The organism is Variovorax gossypii (assembly GCF_003965815.1).
Classification (GTDB): domain Bacteria; phylum Pseudomonadota; class Gammaproteobacteria; order Burkholderiales; family Burkholderiaceae_C; genus Variovorax; species Variovorax gossypii.
Genome location: NZ_RXOE01000003.1, coordinates 362,665 through 379,750, shown reverse-complemented (window position 1 = coordinate 379,750; position 17,086 = coordinate 362,665). Strand labels below are relative to the sequence as shown.

At 68.2% G+C, this 17,086-nt stretch carries 15 protein-coding genes; 5 read left to right on the top strand and 10 right to left on the bottom strand.

Annotated features, from left to right (window positions below; genetic code table 11):
- The first annotated feature begins 22 nt into the window (after window positions 1–22).
- The 3 genes from EJP69_RS16700 to hpaI are packed head-to-tail and all read left to right on the top strand — an operon-like array spanning window position 23 to window position 3,911.
- The gene (locus tag EJP69_RS16700; protein WP_093209951.1) at window positions 23–1,546 is read left to right on the top strand and encodes a UxaA family hydrolase; all 1,524 of its coding nucleotides are present in this window, start codon (window positions 23–25) and stop codon (window positions 1,544–1,546) included.
- 37 nt (window positions 1,547–1,583) lie between these two features.
- A complete protein-coding gene (locus tag EJP69_RS16695; RefSeq protein WP_126471544.1) occupies window positions 1,584–3,065 on the top strand; it encodes an NAD-dependent succinate-semialdehyde dehydrogenase in 1,482 nt (493 codons plus the stop codon).
- A 36-nt stretch (window positions 3,066–3,101) separates the two neighbouring features.
- Window positions 3,102–3,911, top strand: a complete 810-nt coding sequence (gene hpaI / locus EJP69_RS16690) for a 4-hydroxy-2-oxoheptanedioate aldolase (protein WP_126471542.1) — start codon at window positions 3,102–3,104, stop codon at window positions 3,909–3,911.
- A 65-nt stretch (window positions 3,912–3,976) separates the two neighbouring features.
- On the opposite strand, the gene EJP69_RS16685 is transcribed toward hpaI, so the two are convergent.
- The 3 genes from EJP69_RS16685 to EJP69_RS29500 all read right to left on the bottom strand — a co-directional run bounded on the left by EJP69_RS16685 (window position 3,977) and on the right by EJP69_RS29500 (window position 5,601).
- Window positions 3,977–4,537: a dihydrofolate reductase family protein gene (locus EJP69_RS16685; protein ID WP_126471540.1), complete on the bottom strand. Its 561-nt coding sequence runs from the start codon at window positions 4,535–4,537 to the stop codon at window positions 3,977–3,979.
- 94 nt (window positions 4,538–4,631) lie between these two features.
- On the bottom strand, window positions 4,632–5,027 hold the full coding sequence (gene arr, locus EJP69_RS16680) for an NAD(+)--rifampin ADP-ribosyltransferase (RefSeq protein ID WP_093307678.1): 396 nt from the start codon (window positions 5,025–5,027) through the stop codon (window positions 4,632–4,634).
- A 94-nt stretch (window positions 5,028–5,121) separates the two neighbouring features.
- Complete coding sequence (locus EJP69_RS29500) at window positions 5,122–5,601, bottom strand: GNAT family N-acetyltransferase (RefSeq protein ID WP_170217138.1); 480 nt, start codon at window positions 5,599–5,601, stop codon at window positions 5,122–5,124.
- A 621-nt stretch (window positions 5,602–6,222) separates the two neighbouring features.
- Between EJP69_RS29500 and EJP69_RS16670 the strand changes: the two genes are divergently transcribed.
- Window positions 6,223–6,618: a hypothetical protein gene (locus EJP69_RS16670; protein WP_126471535.1), complete on the top strand. Its 396-nt coding sequence runs from the start codon at window positions 6,223–6,225 to the stop codon at window positions 6,616–6,618.
- A 51-nt stretch (window positions 6,619–6,669) separates the two neighbouring features.
- Here the strand turns inward: EJP69_RS16670 and EJP69_RS16665 are convergent, their stop codons facing one another.
- From EJP69_RS16665 to EJP69_RS16645, 5 genes are read right to left on the bottom strand one after another with little or no spacing between them, the layout of a single operon-like run.
- Window positions 6,670–7,530 (bottom strand): isocitrate lyase/PEP mutase family protein, encoded by an 861-nt coding sequence (locus tag EJP69_RS16665; protein WP_093210072.1) that lies wholly within the window; start codon window positions 7,528–7,530, stop codon window positions 6,670–6,672.
- Between the two features lie 19 nt (window positions 7,531–7,549).
- Window positions 7,550–8,746 carry a 2-methylaconitate cis-trans isomerase PrpF gene (gene prpF, locus EJP69_RS16660; protein WP_126471533.1) on the bottom strand — a complete coding sequence of 399 codons (1,197 nt, stop codon included), beginning with the start codon at window positions 8,744–8,746 and terminating at the stop codon, window positions 7,550–7,552.
- An 18-nt stretch (window positions 8,747–8,764) separates the two neighbouring features.
- Window positions 8,765–11,371, bottom strand: coding sequence for a Fe/S-dependent 2-methylisocitrate dehydratase AcnD (acnD, locus tag EJP69_RS16655; RefSeq protein ID WP_126471531.1), 2,607 nt, complete (start codon window positions 11,369–11,371; stop codon window positions 8,765–8,767).
- A 56-nt stretch (window positions 11,372–11,427) separates the two neighbouring features.
- On the bottom strand, window positions 11,428–12,591 hold the full coding sequence (gene prpC / locus EJP69_RS16650; protein ID WP_093210068.1) for a bifunctional 2-methylcitrate synthase/citrate synthase: 1,164 nt from the start codon (window positions 12,589–12,591) through the stop codon (window positions 11,428–11,430).
- Entirely contained in the window at window positions 12,588–12,989 is a 402-nt protein-coding gene (locus EJP69_RS16645; protein ID WP_093307669.1) for an acyl-CoA thioesterase, read from the bottom strand. The genes prpC and EJP69_RS16645 overlap by 4 nt, the downstream gene beginning before the upstream one ends.
- Window positions 12,990–13,101: 112 nt before the next feature.
- Between EJP69_RS16645 and EJP69_RS16640 the strand changes: the two genes are divergently transcribed.
- A complete protein-coding gene (locus EJP69_RS16640; protein WP_126471529.1) occupies window positions 13,102–14,523 on the top strand; it encodes a short-chain fatty acyl-CoA regulator family protein in 1,422 nt (473 codons plus the stop codon).
- Window positions 14,524–14,532: 9 nt separating this feature from the next.
- Here EJP69_RS16640 and EJP69_RS16635 read toward each other — a convergent pair whose 3' ends face one another.
- Both EJP69_RS16635 and EJP69_RS16630 read right to left on the bottom strand, forming a co-directional pair.
- Entirely contained in the window at window positions 14,533–16,083 is a 1,551-nt protein-coding gene (locus tag EJP69_RS16635) for an amidase (RefSeq protein ID WP_126471527.1), read from the bottom strand.
- Window positions 16,083–17,075 carry a Bug family tripartite tricarboxylate transporter substrate binding protein gene (locus EJP69_RS16630; protein WP_093210062.1) on the bottom strand — a complete coding sequence of 331 codons (993 nt, stop codon included), beginning with the start codon at window positions 17,073–17,075 and terminating at the stop codon, window positions 16,083–16,085. The genes EJP69_RS16635 and EJP69_RS16630 overlap by 1 nt, the downstream gene beginning before the upstream one ends.
- Window positions 17,076–17,086: the final 11 nt, after the last annotated feature.

Genomic DNA, 17,086 nt, shown 5'->3' with positions numbered 1-17,086 from the left:
ACCTTTCCATTCCTTTTTCTTCATGAACGACAGCCCCCTGCTTCGCCTGCATCCGAACGACAACGTGCTGGTCGCCAAGAACGCCATCGCCCTGGGCGAGGCGATCGCCGAGTTCGGCGTGCGCGCCAGGGCGCAGATTCCCGCCGGCCACAAGATCGCGTCGCGCGCCATCGCAGCCGGCGAGGAGGTGAGGAAGTACGACACGGTGATCGGGGTGGCCTCGCGCGACCTGCAGGCCGGCGACTACGTGCACAGCCACAACCTCACGCTGGTCGACAGCTACCGCGACCCGGCCTTCTGCCAGGACGTGCGGCCCGTGGACTTCGTGCCCGAAGCCGAGCGCGCGACCTTCATGGGCTTCGAGCGGCCCGGTGGCGGCGTCGGCACGCGCAACTTCATCGGCATCCTCTCGTCGGTGAACTGCTCGGCCACCGTGATCAAGCGCATCGCCGCGCACTTCACGCCCGAGCGCATGGCGGCGTTTCCCAACGTGGACGGCGTGGCCGCATTCGCGCAGACCAGCGGCTGCGGCATGTCGTCGCCGAGCGAGCACTTCGACGTGCTGCGCCGCACGCTGGCGGGCTACGCGCGCCATCCGAACCTGGCCGGCGTGCTCATCGTGGGCCTGGGCTGCGAGCGCAACCAGGTCGATGCACTGGTCGATTCGCAGGGCCTCCAGGCGGGCCGGCTGATGCGCACGCTGGTGATGCAGGAGGTGGGCGGCACGCGCGCGACCATCGAGGCCGGCATCCGCGCGATCGAGGAGATGCTGCCCGAGGCCAATGCGGCGCAGCGCACGCGCGTCGGCGCGCACCACCTGAAGATCGGGCTCGAATGCGGCGGCTCCGACGGCTTCTCGGCGATCACCGCCAACCCGGCGCTGGGCGCGGCGATGGACCTGCTGGTGCGCCACGGCGGCACCGCCATCCTGTCGGAAACGCCGGAGATCCACGGCGTCGAATTCATGCTCACGCGCCGCGCCGCCACGCCCGAGGTCGGGCAGAAGCTGCTCGACCGCCTCGCCTGGTGGGAGCGCTACGCGGCCGGCCAGAACGCGCAGTTCAACGGCGTGGTGGGCCACGGCAACCAGGCCGGAGGTCTGGCCAACATCTTCGAGAAATCGCTGGGCTCCGCCATGAAGGGCGGCACCACGCCGCTGCGCGCGGTGTACGAATACGCGGAACCCATCGACGAGCCGGGCTTCGTCTTCATGGATTCGCCGGGCTACGACCCGGTGGCCGTCACCGGCCAGATCGCCAGCGGCGCGCAGCTGATCTGCTTCACCACCGGGCGCGGCTCGATGTTCGGCAGCAAGCCCGCTCCGACGATCAAGCTCGCGAGCAACACGCCGATGTTCCGACGCCTGGAGGAAGACATGGACATCAACTGCGGCGTGGTGATCGACGGCGAACTCTCCGTGCCCGAACTGGGCCGGCACATCTTCGAGCAGATCCTGCGCCACGCATCGGGCGAGCCGACCAGAAGCGAGACGCTGGGCCTTGGCGACCACGAGTTCGTGCCATGGCACCTGGGCATCGTGAGCTGAGCGCGCCGTTCAAGAAAAAATGCAAGACGCAACCCCCATGCCCCTGACCCTCTTGCGCCCCGACCTGCAACGCACCGAAAACTTCATCGCCGGCGAGTGGCTGCGCACCGTCTCCGGCCGCACGCTCGACGTGACCGATCCGGCGACCGGCGCGCTGGTCGCGCAGGTTCCCGATTCCGATGCAGCCGACGCACGCGCGGCCACCGACGCAGCGCACGCCGCCTTCCCCGCATGGCGCGCCGTGCCCGCCAAGCAACGCGCCCAGATCCTCAAGCGCTGGAACGACCTCGTGATGGCGCACCAGGAAGACCTGGGACGGCTCATCTCCCGCGAACAGGGCAAGCCGCTGGCCGAGGGCCGCGGCGAGGTCGCCTACGCGGCCAGCTACATCGAATGGTTCGCCGAGGAAGCCACGCGCGCCAACGGCGAGATCATTCCCGCACCGGTGACCGGTCGGCGCATGCTCGCGCTGAGGGAGCCCGTGGGCGTGGTCGCCGCGATCACGCCGTGGAACTTCCCGGCCGCGATGATCGCGCGCAAGATCGCGCCGGCCCTTGCCGCAGGCTGCACCGTGGTGTGCAAGCCGGCCGAGGACACGCCGCTGACCTCGCTGGCGCTGGTGAAGCTGGCGCAGGAGGCCGGCGTGCCGCCGGGCGTGCTCAACATCGTGACCGCCTCGCGCGAGCGCACGCCCGAGGTGGTCGACGCCTGGCTCGACGACCCGCGCGTGCGCAAGATCACCTTCACCGGCTCGACGCCCGTGGGCAAGCACCTGGCACGCCGCTCGGCCGACACGCTGAAGAAGCTCTCGCTGGAGCTCGGCGGCAATGCACCCTTCATCGTGTTCGATGACGCGGACATCGATGCGGCGGTGGAAGGCCTGATGGCTGCCAAGTTCCGCAACGGCGGCCAGACCTGCGTGTGCCCGAACCGCGTGTTCGTGCAGGCCAAGGTGCACGATGCCTTCGTCGACAAGCTGGCGGCGCGGGTCGGTGCACTGCGGGTCGGGCCGGCCAGCGACGAGAGCTCGCAGATCGGGCCGATGATCAACGCGCGCGCGGTCGACAAGATCGAGCGCCACGTGCGCGACGCCGTCTCCCGCGGCGCGCGCGTGGTGGTCGGCGGCAAGCGGCTGCGCGATGCGCGCTGCGACGGGCCCAACTACTACGCGCCCACGGTGCTGGTGAATGCCGACTCGACGATGGAGTGCAGCTGCGAGGAGACCTTCGGGCCGGTGGTGCCGGTCACGCGCTTCGAGAGCGAGGCGGAGGTGATCGCCGCGGCCAACGAGACGCCCTTCGGGCTCGCGGCGTACTTCTATTCGACGGACGTGAAGCGCATCTGGCGCGTGGCCGATGCGCTGGAGTCGGGCATCGTGGGCATCAACGAAGGCGCGCTGGCGGCCGAGGCGGCGCCCTTCGGCGGCGTGAAGGAGTCGGGCTACGGCCGCGAGGGCTCGGTGCATGGGCTGGAGGACTACATGCACATCAAGTACGTGTGCCAGGGCCAGCTCGACTGACTTCATTCATCTCACTCATTTCCCGGATTCGAAAGCATGCCCGCAAGCAACTCCTTCAAGGCGGCCCTGGCCGCGCGCCAGCCGCAGGTCGGCCTCTGGCTCTCCATGGCCGATCCGTACATGGCCGAGGTCAGCGCGACCGCCGGCTTCGACTGGCTGCTGATCGACGGCGAACACGCTCCCAACGACCTGCGCTCCACGCTGGCCGCGTTGCAGGCGGTGGCGCCGCATCGCGCACAGCCGGTGGTGCGCGCCGTTCAGGGCGACACCGCGCTCATCAAGCAATTGCTCGACATCGGCGCGAAGAACCTGCTGGTGCCGATGGTCGACACCGCCGAGCAGGCACGCGCGCTGGTGTCGGCCACGCGCTACCCGCCGCTCGGCATCCGCGGCGTGGGCAGCGCGGTCGGACGCGCATCGCAGTGGAGCGCGCGCTCCGATTACCTCGACATCGCCGACGGCGAAGTCTGCCTGCTGGTGCAGGCGGAGACAGTGACAGCGCTTTCCAACCTCGAGCAGATCTGCGCGGTCGACGGCGTGAACGGCGTCTTCATCGGACCGGCCGACCTCGCCGCCTCGATGGGCCATCGCGGACGCCCCGGCCATCCCGAAGTGCAGGCCGCCATCGAGAACGCGATGCGGACCATCGTGGCCTCGGGCAAGGCGGCAGGCACGCTGACTTCAGACCCGAAGCTGGCGCGGCGCTATCTCGAACTCGGCTGCACCTTCGTGGCCGTGGGGGTGGATGTGCTGCTGTATGCCGGCGCGGCGCGCAGGCTGGCGGCGGATTTCCTCGGTGCGCCTGCCGCGGCACCTGCGCCTGCCGGGTCGCAGGGCGCGTACTGAGCAAGGCGTTCAACGCTCTAGTTCAGCGGCAGGCGGCGCAACGGACTGTCCACCGCAACCGCTTGCTAGACGCGCGCGCGCCGGTAATGCATGGCGACCACGCCGTTGCCGAGCGGATTCGCAGAGACCAGTTCGAGCCGTCGCGTACAGGGCAGTCCGCCCTGGTACAGGGTCGGGCCATGGCCGGCGATCCTGGGATGGACGAGGAACCTGTACTCGTCGATCAGATCCAGCCGGTCCAGCTCGGTCGCGAGCTTGCCGCTGCCGAGCAGCACGCCTGCCGGGGTCGCGTCCTTGAGCTTCTGCACCTCCGAGCGCAAGTCGCCGGCGACGTGGTGGCTGTTGGTCCACGGGAAATCCGATCGCGTCGACGACACGACGTACTTCGGCTTGATCTCCAGCTTGACCGCCCATTCGCGCACCGCCGGCGGCGCGTCCACATCGCCGCGGGCGACCGCCGGCCAGTAGCTCTCCATCATCTCGTAGGTGGTGCGGCCCCACAGCATCGCGCCACCCTCATCCATGAGGTTGGTGAAGAAGGCGTGCGTCTCGTCGTCGGCGATTCCCTCCTGGTGGTCGACGCAGCCGTCCAGGGTGAGGTTGAGGCTGAAGGTCAGAAGTCCCATGAGAGTCTCCTTCGAGTGGGGTGCTCCGCTGGAGCATTGCTTGTCGACGAATACCTCGCAGCGGCCGAAGTGGCGCGGGCACGGCAGGCGGGGCTCAGTTGATGATCTCTCCCATGCCAACGCGCACGCGCTCCCTGAGCTGCCGGATGTACTCCGGATCGAAGGGCTCCCAAGTCTCCAGTTCGCCGACGATTCGCAGCGGCTCCCTGCTTCGGTACGAGCGCGTGGGATTGCCCGGGAACTTCTTGTCGGTGACGTTGGGATCGTCCTCGCAGGCCCCCATGGGTTCGACGATGTAGACGCGGCCACGACCGTCGCCCTTCGCCATCTCGGCAGCCAGCCCGGCGCCCTTGGGCCAGGCGGTGAAGTAGATGTGGTTCATGACGACGCTGTCGTCGTAGTTCGACCGAAAGCCGGCCGTGAGCAAATCGCCTACCTGAAGGTCCGCGCGCGTGCCGTGGAAATAGGGGCCGGCATCCAGGATAGCCATCGCGGGTCGCACCTCTGCGGAAAGGAAAAGCCGCGGAGTCTACTCGTGTCGTTCTTCTTCGCGGAAGCCGCCTCACGTGAGGTCCGGTCCTGGACTAGACCTCGGGCCTGAGCTGCTTTCGCATCGGTTGCGCCTCCATATCGAAGGCCAGGACCGCAGGCCCTTCGGCAACGAATCCGTTGCGGAGATAGAACTCCCGGGCTGTACGCGTACTCTCCAGGCGCAAAGCCTCGACCCCCGATCGATTGGCCTCGTCTTCGATTGCCGTGAGCAGCGCCTTGCCCACTCCTGCGAAGCGCACGGAGGGCACGACGTAGCAGAGCGTCACCTCACCGGATCTCGAGGCCGACCCGAATCCGACCGTCACCCCGTCGACACTGGCAACAACCGAGAACGCGCTTGGCGAAGAGATGACCATGCGCACGAAATCAGGCGTCTTGTTGCGCAGCCACCCTTGAAGCACTTTCGTGTCGCCGCGGTGGTCGTCGTGACAGCACTCGAGGATTGAACTTCGAATGACATCGCAGGCGTCGATCGCATCGCCTGCCGTCGCTGGTCGGACTTGGATTTTCATTGGCTTCCAGGGTGTCGGCTCTTGGCCGAATTGTGCCGGTGAGCCTGACCAGTTGGCTCTGGCCGACTCGAGCCGCACGCGTGGCTCGCCCCTGAAGCCGGGGCCTCGACCATTCGCGTGCCGATGCACTGGAGCGAAGGCCTGCGCTCCGAGGTATGAGAAGGGCCGAGCTTCAGCTGAAACGTGGGTCACCTCTGCGCGGGAATCAACAGACCATTTACAAGCGCCGTACGCACGACACAGCACAACACAAACCACTGCACCGTTGCCCTCATAGTGCTCTTCCGCCGTCACCGGCGCGTTGCCACGGAGTTTGCGTAAGCCACCCCACAACGCCCTTCGGTCACCTTGCCGAGGGCCCATCGGAGCACAAGTCGTGTCATCGCCGAAAAAGAACGCCGCCTTCCTCGTCTCGATCTTGCCCCCTCCCGGCGTGGCCGTGGAGTCCAGGAAGAAGCAGGCCTCGTTCGCGTGGACCGGCCGGATCCAGCGCGCAAAAATTAGCGCTTTTTAGTTAATGCCATGTAACACCATCGGGCACTACCGACAGGCCAACCAGACGCTTGGACGCACGCGCATGGCTGAACGCACGCCGACTACGCGACGTCAGAGAGGCATGTCATGTTCACACGCTATGCCATCAGCGCCCTGCTTTGCATTGCCGCCGTGCCCGCCGTCTCCGAGGAGTCCGCCCCCGTCCAGAGCCGCGTGTTTCTAAGCAAAGCCGAGATCGAGACCACCTTGATCGGCAAGCCCATCATTTCAAGCAATCTTTCGACCGGCATGGTGTCGCGCTGGCAGTTCTATTCGGATGGCCGCGTCGACTTTGTCAATCAAAGCGGGCCCGGCAAGGCGTCGGGCAAGTGGGTTCTCAACCCCGACGGCTCGATGTGCGTGACGATGATCTCTCGAACCGGCTGTCGCTACTGGTTCAGGAACGAAAAGGACGGTGGCATTGCGAATGCCCAAACCAGGGAGCCGAATGCGCCTACCGTGGCTGAGATCCGATTTGAGTGATGGTGCGAGATTGGGTGGTTCGGCCTCGCATGCAAGGCCTCGCACAGCCCATCAGGTATACCGCTTCTCCAGCGCATCCCACTCCGGCTTCCCCACCAGCCGCTGCCGCTCCGCAAAAGGCGTGACCAGCCCGCTGGACTCCTGCACTTCCTTCTCGTCGCGCAGCACCGTCAGCGCCTTCTGCATGCCCGCCACCGCCCCCTGCAGCGCCGCGTTGGCATACAGGACGATGCCGTAGCCCAACTCGCCGAGTTCGGTCGCGTTGAAGATCGGCGTCTTGCCGCCGATCACCATGTTCATGAGCTGCGGCCTGTCCAGGCGCTTCGGCAGCGCCCGGACCTCCTCCTCTTTCGTCACGGCCTCGACGAAAAGGATGTCGGCGCCGGCCTCGGCGAACTTCTGCGCCCGCTCGACCGCGGCCTCGAAGCCGTGGACGGCGGCCGCGTCGGTGCGGGCCATGATCAGCAGGTCCTGGTCCTGGCGGGCGTCGACGGCGGCCTTGATCTTGCTCACGGCCTCCTCGGTGGAGATGACTTCCTTGCCCGAGAAATGGCCGCAGCGCTTGGGCGCCACCTGGTCCTCGAACTGGATGCAGTCGGCGCCGGCGCGCTCCAGCGTGCGGACCGTGTGGCGCACGTTCAGGGCATTGCCGAAGCCGGTGTCGGCATCGACGAGCAGCGGCACCGAGACCGCGTCGCGGATGCGCGCGGTGTGGTCTGCGATTTCGGCGAGCCCCATGAAGCCCTGGTCGGGCATGCCGAACCACATGTTGGTGACGCCCGCGCCGGTGATGTAGATCGCCTTGAAGCCCAGGTCTTCGATGACCCGGGCCGACAAGGCGTTGAAGGCGCCCGGCACGATCAGGCCGCGGCGGGCCTGCGCGAGGGACTTGAGTTGCTTGCGGGTAGACATTCGAAGAACTTCCAATCGATCAGAAACTGTCGCCGGGCACGCGCACCCAGCCTTCCATCAGCACTCGGGCGCTGCGGCTCATCAGGGCCTTGGTCACCACCCATTCACCGCCGCTCTTGCGGGCCTCGGCGCCAACGCGCAGCGTGCCCGAGGGATGGCCGAAGCGCACCGCCGCGCGTTCGCCGCCGCCTGCCGCGAGATTGACCAGCGTGCCCGGAATGGCCGCCGCCGTCCCGATGGCCACGGCGGCCGTGCCCATCATGGCGTGGTGCAGCTTGCCCATCGACAGCGCGCGCACGAGCAGGTCGATGTCCGCCCCGCGCACGGCCTTGCCGCTGGAGGCCGTGTAGTCCTTCGGCGGCGCGACGAAAGCGACCTTGGGCGTGTGCTGGCGCTTGGCCGCCTCGGCGATGTCCCCGATGAGGCCCATCTTCAGCGCGCCGTGCGCGCGGATCGCCTCGAACACCGCGAGCGCCCTGGCGTCGCCGTTGATCGCGTCCTGCAGCTCGGTGCCGGTGTAGCCGACGGCCTGCGCCTCCACGAAGACAGTCGGGATGCCCGCGTTGATCATCGTCGCGCGCAGCGTGCCGACGCCGGGCACCTCGAGCTCGTCGACCAGCCGGCCCGTCGGGAACATCGCCCCGCCCGCGCCTTCTTCTTCCGCCGCCGGGTCCATGAATTCGAGCTGCACCTCGGCGGCCGGAAAGGTCACGCCGTCGAGCTCGAAGCCGCCGGTCTCCTGCACCGCGCCGCCGGCCATGGGCACGTGCGCGACGATGGTCTTGCCGATGTTGGCCTGCCAGATGCGCACCACCGCCACGCCGTCGCGCGGCACGCGGATCGCGTCGACGAGGCCGTTGGTTATGGCGAAGGGGCCGACTGCCGCCGAGAGGTTGCCGCAGTTGCCGCTCCAGTCGACGAAGGGCTGGTCGATGGACACCTGGCCGAAGAGGTAGTCCACGTCGTGGCCGGGCCGCTCGCTCTTCGAAAGAATGACGGTCTTGCTGGTGCTCGAGGTGGCGGCGCCCATGCCGTCGATCTGCTTGCCGTAGGGGTCGGGGCTGCCGATGACGCGCAGCAGCAGCGCGTCGCGCGCCCTGCCGGGCACGCGGGCGGCCTCGGGCAGGTCCTGCAGGCGAAAGAACACGCCCTTGCTGGTGCCGCCGCGCATGTAGGTGGCGGGGATCCTGATCTGCGGTGCGAAGGAAGAAGCCATGGTGTCGCGATTCTCCGCTCAGGCGATGGCGGGCGCCGCCGCGTTCGAGGCGAGGAAGTCCTGCGCGAAGCGCTGCAACACGCCGCCGGCCTCGTAGATCGAGACTTCCTCGGCGGTGTCGAGGCGGCAGGTCATGGGCACTTCGAGACGCTCGCCGTTGCGGCGGTGAACAACCAGCGTCAGGTCGGCACGCGGCTCGCGCGCGCCGCTCACGTCGTAGGTTTCGGTGCCGTCCAGGCCCAGCGTCAGGCGGCTGGTACCGGGCTTGAACTCCAAAGGCAGCACGCCCATGCCGATCAGGTTGGTGCGGTGGATGCGCTCGAAGCCCTCTGCCGCGATGGCCTCCACGCCGGCCAGCCGCACGCCCTTGGCGGCCCAGTCGCGCGAGGAACCCTGGCCGTAGTCGGCGCCCGCCACGATGATCAGCGGCTGCCTGCGCAGCATATAGGTCTCGATGGCTTCCCACATGCGCATGACCTGCCCTTCGGGCTCCACGCGCGCCAGCGAGCCGGCTCGCACGCTGCCGTCTCCCTTGCGCACCATCTCGTTCTTGAGCGTGGGGTTGGCGAAGGTGGCGCGCTGCGCGGTGAGGTGGTCGCCGCGATGGGTGGCGTAGGAATTGAAGTCCTCCTCGGGCAGGCCCATCCTGTGGAGGTACTCGCCGGCCGCGCTGTCCATCAGGATCGCGTTGGAAGGCGAGAGGTGGTCGGTGGTGATGTTGTCGGGCAGGATCGCCAGCGGCCGCATGCCCCTGAGCGCGCGTTCGCCGGCCAGGGCGCCTTCCCAGTACGGCGGGCGGCGGATGTAGGTGGATGCGGGGCGCCACTCGTACAGCGGCGCCACCTTCTCGCCGGAGTCCGGCTGGATGGCGAACATCGGCTCGTACACCCGCCGGAAGTGTTCGGGCTTCACGCTCGACTTCACGATGGCGTCGATCTCCTCGTCGGCGGGCCAGATGTCCTTCAGGCGCACCTCCCTACCGTCGACCACTGCCAGCACGTCGCGCTCGATGTCGAAGCGCACGGTGCCGGCAATGGCGTAGGCCACCACCAGCGGGGGCGAGGCAAGAAAGGCCTGCTTCGCATACGGATGGATGCGGCCGTCGAAATTGCGGTTGCCCGAGAGCACCGCCGTCGCGTACAGGTCGCGATCGACGATCTCCTGCTGGATTGCCGGGTCCAGCGCGCCCGACATGCCGTTGCACGAGGTGCAGGCGTAGGCCACCACGCCGAAGCCGAGCTTCTCGAGCTCGCCCATCAGGCCGGCCTCCTGCAGGTACAGCGTCACCGCCTTCGAGCCCGGTGCCAGCGACGACTTGACCCACGGCTTTCGCACGAGGCCCAGCCGGTTGGCGTTGCGCGCCAGCAGGCCGGCGGCGATCACGTTGCGCGGATTGCTGGTGTTGGTGCAGCTGGTGATGGCCGCGATGATCACGGCGCCATCGGGCATGCGGCCCGGCTCGTCGCGCCATGGCGCCGCGATGCCGCGCGCCGCGAGCTCGATGGTGGCCACGCGCGCATGCGGATTCGACGGGCCCGCCATGTTGCGCACGACGGTCGACAGGTCGAAGTGCAGCACGCGCTCGTACACCGCGTCCTTCAGCGCGTCGGCCCACAGGCCGGCGTGCCTCGCATAGGTTTCGACCAGCCGCACCTGCTCGTCGCTGCGGCCGGTGAGGCGCAGGTAGTCGATGGTCTGCTGGTCGATCGCGAACATCGCGGCCGTGGCGCCGTACTCGGGCGCCATGTTCGAGACGGTCGCGCGGTCGCCGAGCGTGAGGCTGGCCGCGCCCTCGCCGTGGAACTCGAGGTACGCGCCCACCACCTTCGACTTGCGCAGGAACTCGGTCAGCGCCAGCACCACGTCGGTGGCGGTGATGCCCGGCTGCGGCCGGCCCGAGAGCTTCACGCCGACGATGACGGGCAGGCGCATCCACGAGGCCCGGCCCAGCATCACGTTCTCGGCTTCCAGTCCTCCCACGCCGATGGCGACCACGCCCAGCGCATCGACATGCGGCGTGTGGCTGTCGGTGCCGACCAGCGTGTCGGGGTAGGCCACGCCGTCCTGCGCATGCACCACGGGCGACATCCGCTCCAGGTTGATCTGATGCATGATCCCGTTGCCCGGCGGGATCACCTCCACGTTCCTGAAGGCCCGCTTCGTCCAGTCGATGAAGTGGAAGCGGTCTTCGTTGCGCCGGTCTTCTATGGCGCGGTTCTTCTCGAAGGCATCGGGGTCGAAGCCGCCGCACTCCACCGCCAGCGAATGGTCGACGATCAACTGCACCGGCACCACCGGGTTCACTTGCGCCGGGTCGCCGCCCTGCTCCGCGATGGCGTCGCGCAGGCCCGCCAGGTCGACCAGTGCGGTCTGGCCCAGGATGTCGTGGCACACCACGCGCGCCGGAAACCACGGAAAGTCGTGCTCCCTCTTTCCCTCGACGATCTGCGTCAGGCTCTGCCGGAGGATGGCCGGGTCGCAGCGGCGCACGAGGTTCTCGGCGTGCACGCGCGAGGTGTAGGGCAGCGTGGCCCAGGCGCCCGGGCGGATGGCCTCGACGGCCTCGCGTGCGTCGAAATAGTCCAGGGAGGTGCCGGGGAGCTTCTTGCGGTATTGGGTGTTCATGGGGCGGCGCTCGGGCCTCTTCTTCGTCTTGGCTTGTCTCGTCTCTTCTTCGCTTTTTACTTCCGATCCTGGATCGGCGCGAACTTCAGGTCTTCCGGGCCCGTGTAGTTGGCGCTCGGCCGGATGATCTTGTTGTCGACGCGCTGCTCGATGATGTGCGCCGCCCAGCCCGAGGTACGCGCGATGACGAAGAGCGGCGTGAACATCGCCGTGGGCACGCCCATCATGTGATAGCTCACGGCGCTGAACCAGTCGAGGTTGGGAAACATCTTCTTGGCCTCCCACATCACGCCCTCCAGCCGCTCGGCGATGTCGAACATCTTGGTCGAGCCGGCCTCCTGCGACAGCGACTTCGCCACGCCCTTGATGACCACGTTGCGCGGGTCGCTCACGGTGTAGACCGGGTGGCCGAAGCCGATCACGACTTCCTTCGCCTCGACCCGGCGGCGGATGTCGGCTTCGGCCTCGTCGGGCGAGTCGTAGCGCTTCTGGACCTCGAAGGCCACCTCGTTGGCGCCGCCGTGCTTGGGCCCGCGCAGCGCGCCGATGGCGCCGGTGACGGCCGAGTACATGTCGGAGCCGGTGCCCGCCACCACGCGCGCGGTGAAGGTCGAGGCATTGAACTCGTGCTCGGCGTAGAGGTTGAGCGAGGTGTGCATCGCGCGCTCCCAGCTCGCTGGAGGCTTGCGCCCGTGCAGCAGGTGCAGGAAGTGCGCGCCGATGGAGTCGTCGTCGGTCTCGACATCTATGCGCCTGCCCTGCGTCGACCAGTGGTACCAGTACAGCAGCATCGAGCCGAGCGAAGCCATCAGCCGGTCGGCGATGTCGCGTGCGCCCGGCAGGTTGTGGTCTTCCTTCTCGGGAAGCATGCAGCCCAGCGACGAGACGCCCGTGCGCATCACGTCCATCGGATGCGCGCCGGCGGGCAGTTGCTCGAGCGCCTCCTTCAGGCTCGCGGGCAGGCCGCGCATCGACTTCAGCTTGGCCTTGTAGGCGCGCAGCTCCGCTGCGGTGGGCAGCTTGCCGTGCACCAGCAGGTGCGCGATTTCCTCGAACTCGCAGACCTCGGCGATGTCGAGGATGTCGTAGCCACGGTAGTGCAGGTCGTTGCCGGTACGGCCGACGGTGCACAGCGCGGTGTTGCCGGCCGTCACGCCGGACAGGGCCACGGATTTCTTGGGCTTGAAGCCGGGAGCCGTGGGGGTTGCGATGTCGTTCATGCTTCTTCCTTCTCTCGATGCAGGTAGGCGCCGGGAATGCGCGCGGGCCGGCCGTTGCCGTCGACGGCGACCATCTCGAACCAGGACCGCAGCACCGCCCGCGGCTCGCGCCCGAGCTGCTGCGCGGTGCCGCTCACGCAGACCGTCAGCGAGCTGCGGCCGACGCGGCTGATCCAGCCGCGCAGATGCAGCACGTTGCCCACCGGCACGGGCGCGAGGAACTGCGCGTCGCCGCAACGGGCCATTACCACGTCGGACTTCGCGAACGCCCGCGCGCACAGGAAGGCCGCCTTGGACATCAGCATCAGCGCGTTGCCGCCGAAGAGCGTGCCGTAGTGGTTGGCGTGCTCGGGAAACACGATTTCCGTGAGCTCGACCGCCTCGTTCTGGTTTGTCATGGATTCGCAATTTACGCAAATGCGTGGCCATAATGAAGGACTGAAACAGCCAATCATTGCGAATGGAAAACGCGATATTTGCGAATATTGCAAATACGCCAGGAGCCGCACGATGAGCAAGACATTCATGGGCGTGCGCCTGCGCAAGCTGCGCGCGGAGCGCGGCATGACGCAGGTGGCGCTGGCCCAGGCGCTCGGGCTCTCGCCCAGCTACCTCAACCAGATCGAACAGAACCAGCGGCCGCTGACCGTGGCCGTGCTGCTGAAGATCAGCCGCACGCTGGGCATCGACGTGCAGCAGTTCTCCGAGGACGAGGAAGCCCGCCTCGTCTCGAGCATGCGCGACGCGCTGGCCGACAACCCCGGCGGAGAAGCCGTCGCGCTGCCCGAGCTGCGCGAAGTCGCCTCGCAGATGCCGGCGGTGGCGCGCGCATTGCTCGCACTGCACCACCGCCACCAGGAAGCCATGGAGCGGCTCGAGATCATGGCCGCCGGACTCGGCGACGGACGCGGCGAGCTCACGAGCGCGCGCCCCATGCCCTTCGAGGCCGTGCGCGACTTCTTCTTCGCCCACCAGAACCACTTCGAGGAGCTGGACCTGCGGGCGGAAAGGCTCGCGGAAGAAGCGCGCGGCCACGGCGGGCCGCTGTCCGAATGGCTGCAGCAGCGGCTGCTGGAGCAGCACGGCGTGCGCGTGGTGCCCACCGAAGACGACGCCATCGACAGCCAGCGCCGCTACGACCCCGCCAGCCGCGTGCTGCGCCTGTCGGGCGGCCTGGAGCCGGGCCAGCAGTCGTTCCAGCTCGCGACCCAGCTGGCGCTGCTGGAGCAGACGCGGCTGATCGAGTCATTGCTGGAAGGCGCCGGCTTCGACGACGCCCCGACGCATGCGCTGGCCCGCATAGGGCTGGCGAACTATTTCGCCAGCGCGGTGTTGCTGCCGTACGAACTCTTCCTGAAAGCCGCGGAAAGCCTGCGCTACGACATCGACCTGCTGGGGCGCCGCTTCGGCGTGGGCTTCGAGACGGTCTGCCATCGCCTGAGCTCCATGCAGCGGCCCGGCGCGCCCGGCGTGCCCTTCTTCTTCATCCGGGTGGACCGCGCGGGCAACATCTCGAAGCGGCAGTCGGCCACGCACTTCCACTTCTCGAAGACCGGCGGCACCTGCCCGCTGTGGAACGTGTACGAGGCCTTCGCGCAGCCCGGTCGCGTGCTGAGGCAGCTCGCGCGCATGCCCGACGGACGCACCTACCTGTGGGTGGCGCGCACGGTGTCGCACGGGCAGCGCGGCTTCGACTCGCCCAGCAAGACCTTCGCGATCGGCCTGGGCTGCGACATCCGCCACGCGCCGCGCCTGATCTATTCCAAGGGCCTCGACCTGGCCGACCAGGAGGTGCCCACGCCCATCGGCATGGGCTGCAAGGTGTGCGAGCGCACGGCCTGCCCCCAGCGGGCGTTCCCGTTCATCGGGCGGGCGCTGGACGTGAACGAGAACGAAAGCAGGTTCACGCCCTACGCGGTGGCGGACGCGTAGGGCGCCGCCTCAGACGGCCGACACGGCTTCGGACGCGGCGAGGCGACTGTCGCCGAAGACGGGCGGCGTCTTCACGATCGACTTCAGCGCCGGTTCTGCCGCGCGCAACGCGCTCAGGTCGGGAATCGGCCGGCACAGGCGCGGGTCGGGTGCGAACGCCGCCTCCATCGCATGCGCCGCGCCCAGCAGCTGGTGGTCGGCCCTGAAGCCGCCGACGATCTGCAGCCCGAAGGGCATGCCCGCGTGGTCGACGCCGCAGGGCAGCGAGATGGCCGGGTGCGTGGTCAGCGTGACCACGTAGGTCAGTGCGAGCCAGCGGTAGTAGTTGGCCTGCGGCTCGCCGTTGATGGTTGCGGCGTACAGCTGCGTCCACGGGAACGGCGAGACCGGCGTGGTCGGCGACAGCACCAGGTCGTAGTCGGCGAAGGTCGGCTGGAAGCGCTTGAGAAGCCGCGTCTGCTCGGCCTGCGCCCAGGCGCTGTCGAGCAGGCTCATCTTCGCGCCCATCTCGTAGTTGGCGCGCGGGTTGGGGCCCAGGCTTTCGGGGTCGCGTTCGTAGGCCGCCTGCATCCCTGCGACGAAGGCCTCAGCGCGCAGCACGTCGAAGCAGCGGTGCGCCTCGCCCATGTCGAAGCTGACCTCGTCGCAGCGGACGAACAGGTGCCGCATGGCTTCGATCTTCCGGCGGAAGGTGGCGCGGATGTCGTTGTCCACTGCGCAGGTGCCGAAGTCTTCGGTCCACGCCACGCGCAGCCTGCCGAGGTCGACGCGCTGCGGCACGAGGAAGGACAGCGGATCGAGCGGATAGCTCAGCGGATCGCCCGCAGTCATGCCCGCGGATGCCGCCAGTTGCAGGCAGGCTTCCTCCACGGTGCGGCCCATGGGCCCGACGACCGAGATGGGCGTCCAGCCCAGAGGCTTGCGCACGCTCGGCACCACGCCGGGCGAAGGCCTGAAGCCCACCACGCCGCACTTGGCCGCGGGAATGCGCAGCGAACCGCCGGTGTCGGAGCCGGTGCACACCGGCAGCATGTCGCAGGCCAGCGCGGCCGCGGAGCCGCCGGAAGAGCCACCTGCGTTCAGGTTCGGATTGAAGGGGTTGCCGGTGGCGCCCCACACGTCGTTGCGCGAATTGGCGCCCGCCCCCATCTCGGGCACGTTGGTCTTGCCGGCGACGATGGCGCCCGCGCGGCGCAGGCGGGCCACGAGTTCGATGTCTTCCGTGGGCACATGGTCGCGGTAGATCGGCGAGCCCCAGGTCGTGAGCAGGCCCTCTGTGGGCTCCAGGTCCTTCACGCCCATCGGCAGGCCGTGCAGCAGGCCGAGCGTGTCGCCGCGCATCACGGCGTTCTCCGCCTCGCGAGCCTCGGCACGCGCGCGCTCGAAGCAGGTGGCGGTCACCGCATTGACGAAGGGGTTCACGCGCTCGATGCGCGCGATGCATGCCTCCAGCAGTTCGACGGGCGAGACTTCCTTGCTGCCGATGAGGCGGCGCAGCTCGACGGCGGATTTCTCGACGAGCTCCGTGGCGGTGTCGTGCGTGGTTTTGGTGAAGCTCATCAGTCGGCGGTGATGTTGGCGCGCGCAGCGACGGCACGCATGATCGGCAATTCGCGGTTGATCAGCTCGACGCTCGCGGCGGCGTTGCTGTAGCTCGGCTCCAGGCCAGCGGCCAGCAGCTTGGTCTTCGTCTCCGGATCGGCGATCGTCGCGGCCAGCGCCTTCTCCAGCCTGGCCTTCACGTCGGCGGGCACGCCCTTCGGTGCCGCCAGCATGAGCCACGAATCCATGTCGACCTCGGCATAGCCGCTCTCGGCGAAGGTGGGCACGTCGGGCAGCAGCGCCGAGCGCCGCGCGGTGGTCAGCGCGATGGCCTTGATCTTGCCGCTCTTGAGCTGTGGGACGGCCGCGCTCACCGTGTCGATGCTGAACGGGATCTGGCCGCCCATCAGGTCGGTCATGGCCGGTGCGCTGCCCTTGTAGGGCACATGCGTCATCTTCAGGCCGGTGGCATGCAGCATGGTTTCGCCCGCGAACTGCGCGGTGGTGCCGGTGCCGAAGGAGCCGTACGAATACTTGCCGGGCGAGGCCTTCACGTACTCGACGAACTGCTTGACCGTCTGCACCGGCACTTCGCTGTTCGCCAGCAGGATCAGCGCGACACGTCCGGCGATGCCGATCGGCTCGAAGCTCTTCACCGGGTCGTAGGGCAGGTTGCTGCGGATCGCCGGATTGACGGTGAAGGTGGAGCCCGAACTCAGCAGCAGCGTGTAGCCGTCGGGCGCGGACTTCGCCACGTAGCTCGCGCCGACCACCGTGCCGGCGCCGCCGCGGTTCTCGATCACCACCGGCTGCCCGAGCTCCTTGCCCAGCCGCTGCGCGATCACGCGGCCGTTGACGTCGGTGGCGCCGCCGGGCGGGAAGGGAATCACCAGCGTGACCGGCCGGGCGGGAAAGCCCGTCTCGGCGGCAAGAGAAGTCAGCGGCACGGCGCCAAATCCAAGGCTGCAGCAAAGCAATGCCATGCGCGCCACGAGCGGGAGACGGTTCATCGGAACTCCTG

Coding starts and splice junctions, on each gene's coding strand:
- EJP69_RS16695 (WP_126471544.1), top strand. CDS start 1,584: ATGCCCCTGACCCTCTTGCGCCCCGACCTGCAACGCACCGAAAACTTC.
- hpaI (WP_126471542.1), top strand. CDS start 3,102: ATGCCCGCAAGCAACTCCTTCAAGGCGGCCCTGGCCGCGCGCCAGCCG.
- EJP69_RS16670 (WP_126471535.1), top strand. CDS start 6,223: ATGTTCACACGCTATGCCATCAGCGCCCTGCTTTGCATTGCCGCCGTG.
- EJP69_RS16630 (WP_093210062.1), bottom strand. CDS start 17,075: ATGAACCGTCTCCCGCTCGTGGCGCGCATGGCATTGCTTTGCTGCAGC.
- EJP69_RS29500 (WP_170217138.1), bottom strand. CDS start 5,601: ATGAAAATCCAAGTCCGACCAGCGACGGCAGGCGATGCGATCGACGCC.
- EJP69_RS16640 (WP_126471529.1), top strand. CDS start 13,102: ATGAGCAAGACATTCATGGGCGTGCGCCTGCGCAAGCTGCGCGCGGAG.
- EJP69_RS16685 (WP_126471540.1), bottom strand. CDS start 4,537: ATGGGACTTCTGACCTTCAGCCTCAACCTCACCCTGGACGGCTGCGTC.
- EJP69_RS16635 (WP_126471527.1), bottom strand. CDS start 16,083: ATGAGCTTCACCAAAACCACGCACGACACCGCCACGGAGCTCGTCGAG.
- acnD (WP_126471531.1), bottom strand. CDS start 11,371: ATGAACACCCAATACCGCAAGAAGCTCCCCGGCACCTCCCTGGACTAT.
- prpC (WP_093210068.1), bottom strand. CDS start 12,591: ATGAACGACATCGCAACCCCCACGGCTCCCGGCTTCAAGCCCAAGAAA.
- prpF (WP_126471533.1), bottom strand. CDS start 8,746: ATGGCTTCTTCCTTCGCACCGCAGATCAGGATCCCCGCCACCTACATG.
- arr (WP_093307678.1), bottom strand. CDS start 5,027: ATGGCTATCCTGGATGCCGGCCCCTATTTCCACGGCACGCGCGCGGAC.
- EJP69_RS16665 (WP_093210072.1), bottom strand. CDS start 7,530: ATGTCTACCCGCAAGCAACTCAAGTCCCTCGCGCAGGCCCGCCGCGGC.
- EJP69_RS16700 (WP_093209951.1), top strand. CDS start 23: ATGAACGACAGCCCCCTGCTTCGCCTGCATCCGAACGACAACGTGCTG.
- EJP69_RS16645 (WP_093307669.1), bottom strand. CDS start 12,989: ATGACAAACCAGAACGAGGCGGTCGAGCTCACGGAAATCGTGTTTCCC.